At 56.3% G+C, this 11,715-nt stretch carries 11 protein-coding genes and 1 pseudogene; 9 read left to right on the top strand and 3 right to left on the bottom strand.

Annotated features, from left to right (window positions below):
- The 9 genes and pseudogenes from Q8K09_RS00060 to Q8K09_RS00020 form a co-directional block, all read left to right on the top strand.
- Positions 1–229, top strand: a pseudogene (locus Q8K09_RS00060) (hypothetical protein); the annotation flags it as partial.
- 488 nt (positions 230–717) lie between these two features.
- A complete protein-coding gene (locus tag Q8K09_RS00055; RefSeq protein ID WP_305252767.1) occupies positions 718–1,494 on the top strand; it encodes a transporter substrate-binding domain-containing protein in 777 nt (258 codons plus the stop codon).
- Positions 1,495–1,528: 34 nt separating this feature from the next.
- Positions 1,529–2,206 carry an amino acid ABC transporter permease gene (locus Q8K09_RS00050; RefSeq protein WP_305252765.1) on the top strand — a complete coding sequence of 226 codons (678 nt, stop codon included), beginning with the start codon at positions 1,529–1,531 and terminating at the stop codon, positions 2,204–2,206.
- The gene (locus Q8K09_RS00045) at positions 2,203–2,937 is read left to right on the top strand and encodes an amino acid ABC transporter ATP-binding protein (protein ID WP_305252764.1); all 735 of its coding nucleotides are present in this window, start codon (positions 2,203–2,205) and stop codon (positions 2,935–2,937) included. The genes Q8K09_RS00050 and Q8K09_RS00045 overlap by 4 nt, the downstream gene beginning before the upstream one ends.
- Before the next feature lie 18 nt (positions 2,938–2,955).
- Positions 2,956–4,203 carry a cysteine desulfurase-like protein gene (locus tag Q8K09_RS00040; RefSeq protein ID WP_305252763.1) on the top strand — a complete coding sequence of 416 codons (1,248 nt, stop codon included), beginning with the start codon at positions 2,956–2,958 and terminating at the stop codon, positions 4,201–4,203.
- Between the two features lie 21 nt (positions 4,204–4,224).
- The gene (locus tag Q8K09_RS00035) at positions 4,225–5,097 is read left to right on the top strand and encodes a MurR/RpiR family transcriptional regulator (protein WP_305252761.1); all 873 of its coding nucleotides are present in this window, start codon (positions 4,225–4,227) and stop codon (positions 5,095–5,097) included.
- A 45-nt stretch (positions 5,098–5,142) separates the two neighbouring features.
- Positions 5,143–6,054 carry an allantoinase PuuE gene (locus Q8K09_RS00030; protein WP_305252759.1) on the top strand — a complete coding sequence of 304 codons (912 nt, stop codon included), beginning with the start codon at positions 5,143–5,145 and terminating at the stop codon, positions 6,052–6,054.
- Positions 6,055–6,167: 113 nt separating this feature from the next.
- A complete protein-coding gene (hydA, locus tag Q8K09_RS00025; protein ID WP_305252757.1) occupies positions 6,168–7,604 on the top strand; it encodes a dihydropyrimidinase in 1,437 nt (478 codons plus the stop codon).
- Positions 7,601–8,347: a fumarylacetoacetate hydrolase family protein gene (locus tag Q8K09_RS00020; RefSeq protein WP_305252755.1), complete on the top strand. Its 747-nt coding sequence runs from the start codon at positions 7,601–7,603 to the stop codon at positions 8,345–8,347. The genes hydA and Q8K09_RS00020 overlap by 4 nt, the downstream gene beginning before the upstream one ends.
- Before the next feature lie 467 nt (positions 8,348–8,814).
- Here Q8K09_RS00020 and Q8K09_RS00015 read toward each other — a convergent pair whose 3' ends face one another.
- Genes Q8K09_RS00015 through Q8K09_RS00005 form a run of 3 tightly spaced genes read right to left on the bottom strand, consistent with a single transcriptional unit; the run spans position 8,815 to position 11,703 of the window.
- Complete coding sequence (locus tag Q8K09_RS00015) at positions 8,815–10,251, bottom strand: NAD(P)(+) transhydrogenase (Re/Si-specific) subunit beta (RefSeq protein WP_305252753.1); 1,437 nt, start codon at positions 10,249–10,251, stop codon at positions 8,815–8,817.
- Complete coding sequence (locus Q8K09_RS00010; RefSeq protein ID WP_305252752.1) at positions 10,251–10,568, bottom strand: NAD(P) transhydrogenase subunit alpha; 318 nt, start codon at positions 10,566–10,568, stop codon at positions 10,251–10,253. Before Q8K09_RS00010 ends, Q8K09_RS00015 begins: the two co-directional genes overlap by 1 nt.
- A 13-nt stretch (positions 10,569–10,581) precedes the next feature.
- Positions 10,582–11,703, bottom strand: coding sequence for a Re/Si-specific NAD(P)(+) transhydrogenase subunit alpha (locus Q8K09_RS00005; protein ID WP_305252769.1), 1,122 nt, complete (start codon positions 11,701–11,703; stop codon positions 10,582–10,584).
- Positions 11,704–11,715: the final 12 nt, after the last annotated feature.

Raw genomic sequence — 11,715 nt, 5'->3', positions numbered from 1 at the left:
TCGTGAGGGGCGCGCGGATCAGGTTTTTCAGCGTGTCTGCAGAATTCTGCGTGAGGCTGATCAAGAGGCCCGGCTACCGGCGCATGTGCTCCAGCATAAAAGTCGAACCTATACGCATGCGAACAACGCGGCTCGATATCTCAATACCCAATCAGGCTGGCAGATGGTCATCCTATCCCCAGCCAGCGAGAAACCTCTGCTGGCTACTGTTTATCAGCGAAACGGCTGAGTAGTCGGGCGAATGTCGTTTCCAAACGCCCGCTGCGGCGTTGCTAGCGCCTGGAGGCAGCCTCACTTCGGCGCTTGATATGTTCAGACTCTCTGGGCGCCTTCCTCTTCATACCTAAACCCAGAAATGCACATTCGTACCCTGAGGACCGTTTCGTGTCACATACCCGAGGCAGGAGCCGTATGCGGTAGTTCCGCACGTACGGGTCTGTGCGGGGGGGAGGCAGGTAACTGCCGTCCCTACCGCGACCGAGCGCCCTGTATCAGTGCGCATTTATATCGTCGAGGCTGGCAGATGTTGTTCAATGCCTGCTGTGTGTGCGCTGCATCCAATGCACCGTTTTGAATCCGATTCGCACTGGAGTGGAGCGTTTGATTCATTATCTAAATTTGTTGAATTATTTAATTCATGTGCCTATGCTCAATTCCGAAACGCCTGTTCATGTAGGCAGGCGGTCTGTAGGACTGACTTGAATCGAGGAGCTAGACATGAACGTTAAAGTACTCTTAGGCGTGGCGATGGCCACTGCATTTTCAACATCGACTATGGCCGCTGATTGGACGGTAGGTGCAAACGTTGGCAACGTGCCATGGGAGTTTCAGAATGCTGAGGGCGAGATTGTTGGCTTCGAAGTAGATGTCGTCAAAGAAGTCGCCAAACGCGCTGGCAAAAGCGTCGAGTTCGTTAATATTCCTTTCAATGGTCTGTTCAGCGCCGTGCAATCCAAGCGTGCTGACATCGCTATTTCATCGATCACCATCACCCCTAAACGTCTAGAGTCGGTTGGCTTTGCCCAGCCGTATTACGACAGCGACCAGTCGTTGTCAGTGCTGGCCAAGTCGGGCATCAAGGGCCTAGACGGCATGGCTGACAAGGTCGTTGGCGTTGATACCGGCTCCACCGGTGACATGTGGGTTGGTGAGCATAAGGGTGAATACAAGTTCAAGGATGTATCGCGCTACGAAGGGCTATCACCTGCGATGCTCGATCTGGCTTCGGGCCGCTTAGATGGTTATGTCAGTGATATTCCTGCGGTGCTTTATTACATCAAAGACAAACCGCAGTACGCCGTGGTCGCGCGGATTCCAACCGGCGAAAAGTACTCACTGATGCACGCTAAAGATTGGTCTGAAAGCGCCCAGGTTAACGACATCATCACCAACATGAAGAAGGACGGCGTGATTGCCGACCTGCACAAGAAGTGGTTCGGTGCAGATGCAGCTGCCGACTCGAGCACTGTGAAGGTCACCGACGTACCTAAATAATCCCGATTAACTGCTCACGACCAAGGTGCTTTTTATGGAGCTGCTAGACACATTCTTCAACTGGGACGTATTTGTAGATGCGTTTCCACTGATGCTTCGCGGCCTTGGCGTGACGGTGTTGTTGGGCGTGGTGAGTATTATTCTCGGTTTGGTTGGCGGCTTACTGCTGGCCATGCTTAGGCTATACGGCTACGCCCCGATTCGTTGGTTTTCGCGGGCGTATATCGATGTAATGCGTTCGATTCCGCTGTTAGTACTGCTGGTGTTGATTTATTACGCATTGCCGTTCGTGGGGATTCGCCTGTCGTCATTCGCCGCCGCCGCGGCAGCGTTGTCGTTAGTGTCATGCGCCTATTCCGCGGAAATTTTTCGCTCGGGTATCGAGGCCATTCCGCGCGGACAATTTGAAGCCTCGTCTTCTCAAGGCATGAGTTTTTTCAACACCATGCGTGACGTAATCCTGCCGCAAGCCATGCGTATCGTAATGCCACCGATGACCAGCAACTGCATCAATGTGATGAAAGACACCGCGCTGGCCTCCGTGGTGGCAATGCCGGACTTGCTTAAACAGGCCACCCAAGCCCAAGCGCTATCCGCTAACCCGACGCCATTAGTAGGTGCGGCAGTGATGTACCTGTTGTTGCTATTACCAATGGTGCAGTTGGTTAGCTGGGTGGAACGGCGCAATGCAGCGGGAGGTAAACGCGTATGAGCAACGTCATTGAAATCGAACATATGAATAAATTTTACGGCCAGTTTCAGGCCTTGAACGACATCAATATGACGGTTGAGCAAGGCGAGGTGGTAGTTATTATTGGGCCCTCAGGCTCGGGTAAATCCACGCTAATTCGTTGCATCAACCTGCTGGAGGCGTATCAGGACGGTGACGTTCGAGTCGCAGGTCAACGCGTAGAGCTTGGCCCCAAGCTGGCAGGCATTCGCTGTGAAGTTGGCATGGTGTTTCAGAACTTCAATCTGTATCCGCACCTGACAGTGCTGGCCAACGTTGCGCTAGCCCCGGTGCGGGTGCGCGGCATGTCACACCGCAATGCGCAGGTGCGAGCCCGAGGGCTATTGGAAAAAGTAGACATGGCAGCGCATGCCGACAAGTACCCGAGTCAATTGTCAGGCGGCCAACAGCAGCGTGTGGCAATTGCCCGAACCATGGCAATGGAGCCGCGCGTCATTCTATTTGATGAGCCCACTTCAGCCTTGGATCCAGAAATGGTCGGTGAAGTGCTCGACGTGATGCAGAGCTTGGCGCGCGCTGGTGTGACCATGATTGTTGTCACGCATGAGATGGGTTTTGCCCGCAAAGTCGCCGACAGGGTGATCTTTATGGAGAGCGGGAGAATCATCGAACAGAACAACCCGCAGGACTTTTTTACTGCCCCGCAAGAGCCGAGAACGCAGGCTTTCTTGCAGGCGATCCTGCATCACTGATACCCCGGGAGACTCATTTTGACTTTGCTCGATATCAATTATGTTCGCAGTCAGTTCCCCGTTTTGGCCGACGGCTATACCTATCTCGACAACGCTGGCGGTTCGGCGGTGCTCAAACCCGTTGCCGAGCGCATCAGTCACTATCTGCTGCACCATTCCGTGCAACTGGGGGCTTCATATCAGCCATCGGTGCAAGCTGGGGCTAAGGTGTTGGCTGCGCGGGAGTCGGTGGCTCAGTTAATAAATGCCTATCACCCTGAGGAGTGCGTAATGGGTGGCTCGACCACTCATCTGCTGCAAATTCTGACGCGTGCAATTGCGCCGTCTGTCAACACTGGTGATGAAATTGTCGTCACTCACAGCGACCATGAAGCCAACATTGGCCCTTGGCAGCGCTTGTGCGAAGAGCGCGGCGCGGTACTGCGGGTCTGGCACGTTGATGCGCAAACCTTAGAGTTGGAATTGGCTGATCTTGATACATTACTCTGTGCCAAAACACGTTTTGTCGCGATGACTCACGCCTCGAATATTTTAGGCAGCGTTAACCCTGTCGCCGAGGTTGCACGCCGCGTTCACGCGATGGGCGCAAAGTTGTGTATCGACGCCGTGGCCTATGCGCCGCATCGCTTAGTCGATGTTCAAGCCAGTGGCGCCGATTACTACGTGTTCAGTTTCTACAAAGTATTTGGTCCGCACTTCGCCGTGCTGTGGGGCAAGCGCGAATTGCTGTTGGAGTTGCCAAGCCTCAACCATTTCTTCATTGGTACCGAGGTACTGCCTTACAAATTACAGCCGGGCAACCTCAACTATGAGCTGTCTTATGGCTGTATCGGTATTAGCGATTATTTACTTGATATTGGCCGCCGTATTGGCGCTAAAGGCAGCCCGCGTGAGTTGATGCAAGCGGCGTTTGATACCTTTGAAATACAGGAAGATCTGTTGGCTGAAACGCTGCTGGCGTATCTGCGTGAGGCACCGGCTGTACGTATCATCGGCAAGCCACGGGTTACCCAGGGTGACCGAGTGCCGACCATCAGTTTTGTGGTTGAAGGCGTGCATTCTGAAGCGATTGTCAAGCGCATTGATGAGGCGCGTATCGGTATTCGCTTTGGCGATTTTTACGCGCGTCACCTAATCGAAGAATTGGGCTTGGCTCAACAGGGCGGAGTGGTGCGCGTATCGATTGCACACTACAACACCGTCGAAGAAATGACGCGGTTAGTCTCTTGCTTGGCAGAGGCCATTACCGCGCTGCGCCACACCTGATATTTAACGAGCGATCTGCCTATGCCACTGCCACAAACCCTAGTTGAATTGCGCTCCGCGATTGCGCTGGGTCAGGACAAACTCACAGCACGTATGCGTGACGCCGCCCACTATCTGATTGAGCATCCACATGACGTGGCGCTTAACACGTTAGCGGCGCTGGCCAAGCGCTCGACTATTCCTCCTTCGGCGTTTATTCGCTTGGCGCAGGCGTTAGGTTATGGCGGCTTTAGCGACCTCCAGCGAGTCTTCAAAGCACCGCTGGAAAAGGCAGGGCAGGGGAGTTTCAAAGAACGTATTCGTCACTATCGTGGCGAGCAGTTACTGGATGATCCGACGGATATTGGAGCAATGCTCAGTGCATTCAGCCAAGCTAATATAGTCTCGCTTGAGCATTTAGCTGAGGGTGAGCAAGTGCAGGCGTTGGAGCAGTCTATCGCCTTACTCCAAAAAGCCCGGACCACATTTGTGGTGGGCATGCGTCGTTCGTTCCCCATGGCCGCTTATTTGAGTTATGCACTCAGCCGAGTGGGGCGCCGAGCAGTGCATATCAGTGGTCTAGGCGGCAGCCTGCGCGAGCAGGTCGGAGCGTTACACAATGATGATGTGCTGATCGCCGTTAGCTTCCCTCCTTATGCCCAAGAGACTATCGATGCGTGCGAACAGGCAGTCGCTGCGGGCACACCGATTGTGGCAATCACCGATAGCATCCTCAGCCCAGTTGGCCAATGCGCCTCGGTCATGATCGAGGTCAACGATGCTGAGTTGCTCGGTTTTCGCTCGCTCACCGCCGCGTTTTGTATTGCCCAAACATTGGCCATGGGTTTGGCTTTTGGCGATGGCCAGACGTTCACTGGGCCTGATCATGAAGCCTTGAAAGATATCGATTGCTGAGCCTGAGCGGCTGAGCAATTTGCCAAACCTGTAGGAGTGTTTCCCATGGCGTTACCCCTTCGAGATCTGGTTGGCTATGGCCAGCAACGCCCGCAAGGCACTTGGCCTAATGGTTCGCGGTTAGCTATCAGTGTGGTGATCAACTACGAGGAAGGCTCCGAGCGCTCACTGGCGATGGGTGATCCTGACCAAGAAAGCATGACCGAATGGGGCGGTTATCAATTCCCCGATGGCGTGCGCAACTTGGCCATGGAGTCGATGTATGAATACGGCTCGCGTGTCGGTATTTGGCGGATTCTCGAGATTCTGCAAAAAACCGATGTGCCCGCCACCTTTCACGCTTGCGCGGTTGCCTTTGAGCAAAACCCTGACGTTGCCAAGGCGGCGGTCGCTTTGGGTCATGAAGTTTGTAGTCATGGTTATCGCTGGGAAGAGGTATTTCGCCTCAGCGAAGAACAAGAACGTGAGCATATTCGTTTGGCAATTGAGTCATTTCAACGTACCTGCGGTAAACGCCCAGTGGGTTGGTATTGCCGCTACGGCGCCAGTGTGAATACGCGTCGACTGATCGCCGAAGAAGGCGGCTTTTTGTATGACTCCGACGCCTACAACGATGACGTTCCGTATTTTGTTGAGGTCGAAGGTAAGCGTCATTTGGTCGTGCCATACACCAGCGACGTAAATGATTTTCGCTACTGGAGCTCACCAGGTTTGTCGCAAGCCTCAGACTTTCTCGAGTACATGAAAGAAAGCTTTGAAGTGCTGTATGAAGAGTCCGTCGATGGCCTACGCATGATGTCCATCGGCTTGCACCCACGCATGGTCGGCCGCCCGGGCCGGGTGCGCGCTTTGAAGAAATTCATCGAGTACGCCAAAGCCCACAAAGGCGTGTGGTTCGCCACACGCGAGCAAATCGCTGAAGCCTGGCTGCAACGCGATGCCGCTGCTTCGGCCTAAAGTGTGCTGAAATTTGACGAGGTGTAGGTATCGTCATCTCGCAAATTGCCCCATTTGCTGCGCTTCAATCGGCTCCACCTGCTGGGGCCAAATGCTATTTGATGAGGCCTGATATGCAACTTTTCGATACGGTCATTCGCAACGCTTGCGTGGTAACCGCAGCGGACACATTTACCAGCGACATCGGTATTCGTGACGGGCGCATTGCTGCGCTAGCCTTTGACTTGCCCCAAGGCCTGAAAGAGATCGACGCAGCTGGCCGTCATGTGACGCCGGGCGGTATTGACAGTCATGTGCATTTTGATCAACCGACGGGCGATGGCTCGGTAATGGCTGATGATTTTTTCAGTGGCACTGTCTCGGCGGCCTGTGGCGGCACCACGACGGTAATCCCGTTTGCCTGCCAGCAGAAGGGTGAAACATTGCGCGCGGCGGTGGATGATTATCACCGGCGTGCGGGCAACAAATCGGTGATTGATTACGCGTTTCACTTGATCGTCACAGATCCGACGCCGGAGGTTCTGCGTGATGAGTTGCCCGCGCTAATCGCCGCAGGCTACACCTCGTTCAAAATTTACATGACCTACGACGCGCTCAAACTGGGTGACCGTGAAATCCTAGAAACCCTATCAGTTGCCCGGCGTGAGGGCGCGATGGTCATGCTCCATGCTGAAAACAGTGACTGCATTGCTTGGTTGACTGAGCGTTTGTTGGCCGCCGGTTTGAGTGCGCCGAAGTATCACTCTACTTCACGTCCGATGCTGATCGAACGTGAGGCGACTCATCGGGCCATTGCTCTGGCTGAGCTGGTGGATGTACCGATTCTGATTGTGCATGTCTCGGGCCGTGAAGCGGTTGAGCAAATCCGCTGGGCGAAAAGCCAAGGTTTGAAGGTGTACGCAGAAACCTGCCCGCAGTATTTGTTTTTGACGGCTGACTCGCTAGGCTGCGATGACAGCTTTGAAGGTGCAAAATGCATTTGTAGCCCGCCACCACGAGATGCGGCTAATCAACAAGTGATCTGGGACGGGTTGGAAAATGGTTCATTTGATATTTTCTCATCTGACCACGCGCCTTTTCGCTTTGACGGCCCAGACGGTAAGAAAGCCCACGGCGAGGACGTGTCGTTCGACCAGATCGCCAATGGTATTCCAGGAGTTGAAACACGCATGGCGCTGCTCTGGTCTGAAGGTGTGCGTACCGGGCGTATCACCGCGCAAAGCTTTGTCGCACTGACGGCGAGCAACGCCGCGAAAATGTACGGCTTATACCCACGCAAAGGCAGCATCGCGATTGGTTCAGATGCCGACTTGGTGATTTGGGATGAAGGCCAAACGGTCGAGGTGCGTAATGAGTTGCTCCATCACAACGTCGATTACACGCCTTATGCCGGTATGCAACTGAGCGCGTGGCCAGCGATGACCTTGTCACGCGGCGAGGTGGTGTGGGATGGCCAACCACATGGCGGAGCAGGCCGTGGTCAGTTTTTGGCCTGTGAGCGACCGGCTCCCGCACAACTGCGCAGACGCAAGACGGAATTACCGCTGTGAGAGTGGTTGAGCAAGTCGCCGAGTGTTTAATTCGCAGTTGGCGCACCGGTGAGCGCCAGTCACATCAGGGCTTGGTGCTTTCCAATGAAGCCCAGGCTTATGCCGTACAGCATCACGTAGCGCAGGCGCTTGGCTGGTTTGCAGATGGTCCTGCTCGCGCTTGGAAACTCGGCGGCGCTCCGAGCACGTTTATCAGCGCTGCTGGTGTGCCATCTGCGGCTATTCATCTGTCAGGCTGGCAGGCGTCGCCGGACTGTTGCTATGCCTTTGGCATTGAATGTGAGTTATTGGTGCGTCTGGGTTGCGACCTCGACGAGCATACCGACTTGGCCACTGCCTACTCGGCGGTTGATGCATGGCTGCCTGGTATTGAGTTATGCGATTCGCGCTGGCTGCATGCTGAACAAGCCTCAGCACTGCTGTGCTTGGCTGATCAGCAGCTAAATCGGGCTTTGATTATGGGGCCGCCATCTGTATTGGAATGCCAGCCTGACTGGTCAAAACAAACGGCTGAAGTTCGAGTGAACGGTGTGCAGCAGGTTCGTAAGACGGGCAGTCATCCATTTACTCAACCGCTCAACTCGCTGCCTTGGCTAGCAAGGCATGCCAAAGCGCAGGGCAACCCATTGCGTGCCGGAGATATTGTCGCCACTGGTAGTTGGACTGGTATTTATTGGGCGCCAGCTGGTGCTAGGGTTGACGTTGAATTTGCTAATTTTGGACAGGTTACTCTGCACACCTAAAGTGCGCTGAGTTAGTAAATTTCTCTGCTCCTCTATTCATGATCTAAGCCATTTTCACTTAGTTGCCACATCAAGTTGCAGGAGAAGGGCAAGCGCTTTGAAGATTGGACTACCGATATTCTGATAGGTGAATCGCCCTGATTTTTCTAGGTAACCTCTGAAAAAGACTGCCTGATTTTGGCAAAATCTCCGGATTCCACCCGCTGAGTCTTCCAAATGAAGCAGATGACCTGCTCCGACTGGCGGGCCTTTATTGGTGATCGACTTCATTCTGTCGAGCAGGTGCACATTTGTATACGCCCCAACCATGGCCGGGGCCTTCTCAGCGGAAATTGCCGAGATACCCTCCCCCTTGGGTACTGTTGCGTATACAAAAGTGCACCTTTTGTATACGCAACACTGCAGATCGCAGTTAGACACTGCCTACCCTGACGCAGTGAGCTGCAGTCAGGGGCAATCAGTAGCGGTTAGTCGACGGCCTTGACCATGTCCTCGATGACCTTCTTGGCGTCGCCGAAGACCATCATGGTTTTGTCCAAGTAGAACAGTTCGTTGTCCAGGCCGGCGTAGCCGCTGGCCATCGAGCGCTTGTTGACGATCACGGTCTTGGCCTTGTAGGCCTCGAGGATCGGCATGCCGGCGATTGACGACGTCGGATCGTTCTTCGCCGCCGGGTTGACCACGTCGTTGGCGCCGAGCACCAGCACCACGTCGGCCTGGCCGAACTCGGAGTTGATGTCGTCCATCTCGAACACTTGCTCGTAGGGCACTTCAGCCTCGGCCAGCAGCACGTTCATATGGCCCGGCATACGCCCGGCAACCGGGTGAATCGCGTACTTCACGGTCACACCACGATGAGTCAGCTTCTCGGCCAGTTCCATCAGCGCGTGCTGGGCACGGGCCACGGCCAGGCCGTAGCCGGGCACAATGATCACGGTGTCGGCATTGGTCAGGAGGAAGGCAGCGTCGTCGGCCGAACCGGACTTCACCGGGCGGGCTTCCTTGTCGCCGGCCGGGCCGGCAGCTGCCGGAGCACCACCGAAGCCGCCGAGGATGACGTTGAAGAACGAGCGGTTCATCGCCTTGCACATGATGTACGAGAGGATCGCGCCGCTGGACCCAACCAGGGAACCGGCGATGATCAGCATCGAGTTGTTCAGCGAAAAGCCGATCCCGGCCGCCGCCCAGCCCGAGTAGCTGTTGAGCATCGACACCACCACCGGCATATCAGCGCCGCCGATAGGGATGATGATCAGCACACCGATGACGAAGGCCAAAGCCAGCAGCAGGGCGAAGGCACTGAGGTTACCGGTGAAGGTGTACACCAGACCCAGGCCAAGAATCGCCAGGCCGATGGCCAGGTTGATCCAGTGCTGGCACTTGAACTGTACCGGTGCGCCCTGGAACAGGCGGAACTTGTACTTGCCCGAGAGCTTGCCAAAGGCGATCACCGAGCCGGAGAAGGTGATGGCACCGATGGCCGCACCGAGGAACAGTTCCAGACGGTTACCGGCCGGGATCGGATCACCGAGGCTGGCGACGATGCCCAGCGACTGCGGCTCGACGACCGCGGCAATGGCAATGAACACCGCAGCCAGGCCGATCATGCTGTGCATGAAGGCGACCAGTTCCGGCATCTTGGTCATTTCCACGCGCTTGGCCATGACAGTGCCGACGCTACCGCCAACCAGCAGGCCGACAATCACATAGCCAAGACCCTGGGTAGCCAGTTCGCTGCCCAGCTTGTACACCAGGCCGACAGTGGTAAGGATAGCCAGACCCATGCCGAGCATGCCGAACAGGTTGCCACGCCGCGAGCTGGTCGGGTGCGACAGACCCTTGAGCGCTTGGATAAAGCAGATCGAGGCGACCAGGTAGAGAACAGTGATCAGGTTCATGCTCATCAATGTTTCTCCACTGCAGCGGCTTTCGGCGCTTTCTTCTTGAACATTTCCAGCATGCGCCGGGTTACCAGGAAACCGCCGAACACGTTGACCGCGGCCAACGCCACGGCCAGGGTGCCCATGGTCTTGCCCAGTGGCGTCACGGTCAGTGCCGCGGCGAGCATGGCGCCGACGATGACGATCGCGGAGATCGCGTTGGTCACCGCCATTAGCGGCGTGTGCAGGGCCGGGGTGACGTTCCATACCACGTGGTAGCCGATGTAGATGGCCAGCACGAAGATGATCAGGTTGTAGATACCGTCAGAAATCATATCCATGGTTGTTCTCCCCTTAGCCGTTGGTTCGCAAGACTTGGCCGTCCGTGCACATCAGGCACGCTTTGACGATGTCGTCTTCGAGGTTGAGGTGGAACTGAGCATCTTTGTCGATGACCAGCTTGAGGAAATCCAGCAGGTTACGCGCATACAACGCCGAGGCGTCGGCTGGCACCATGGCGGCCAGGTTGCTGTAACCGACGATGGTCACACCGTGCTGGATTACCACCTGTTCGGCCACGGTCAGCGGGCAGTTGCCGCCCTGCGCTGCAGCCAGGTCGATAACCACCGAACCGGGTTTCATCTCGGCCACGGTGGCCTCGTGCAACAGGGTCGGCGCCTTGCGTCCCGGAATCAGCGCGGTGGTGATAACGATATCGGCCTGCTTGGCACGCTCGTGCACCGCCTTGGCCTGACGCGCCATCCACGAGGCCGGCATCGGCCGCGCATAGCCGCCGACCCCTTCGGCGCATTCACGCTCTTCGTCGGTCTCGCAGGGTACGTCGACGAACTTGGCGCCGAGCGACTCGATCTGCTCCTTGACCGCAGGGCGTACGTCCGAGGCTTCGATCACCGCACCCAGCCGCTTGGCCGTGGCAATGGCCTGCAAGCCAGCGACACCGGCGCCGAGAATCAGCACGCGCGCCGCTTTCACCGTGCCAGCAGCCGTCATCAGCATCGGCATGAAGCGCGGGTAATGATGCGCAGCCAGCAGCACAGCCTTGTAGCCGGCAATGTTGGCCTGCGAGCTCAGCACGTCGAGGCTCTGCGCCCGCGAGGTGCGCGGCGCAGCCTCAAGGGCAAAGGCCGTGATGCCGCAAGCGTTGAGGCGGGCGATGGTTTCATTGCTGAACGGGTTGAGCATGCCAACCAGCACCGTGCCGGTCTTCATGTGGGCCAGCTCGGCGTCGGTCGGAGCCAATACCTTCAGCACCAGATCGGCAGCGAAGGCGGCGGCATCACTGCCGATGGCCGCACCTGCAGCCTCATAGGCACTGTCGGGAATACTGGCGCTAACGCCAGCTCCGCTCTGCACCGTGACCCGATGGCCTTGGCCGATCAGCTTCTTGATGGTTTCTGGCGTGGCGGCTACCCGCGTTTCGCCGGCATGGGTTTCGAGAGGAACACCGATGTGCACGTCAAATCTCCT

The sequence above is a fragment of the Pseudomonas sp. genome, assembly GCF_030683065.1.
Taxonomy (GTDB): Bacteria; Pseudomonadota; Gammaproteobacteria; order Pseudomonadales; family Pseudomonadaceae; genus Aquipseudomonas.
The sequence above is the reverse complement of the archived record's forward strand: the minus strand, read 5'-3'. Positions and strand labels throughout refer to the sequence as shown.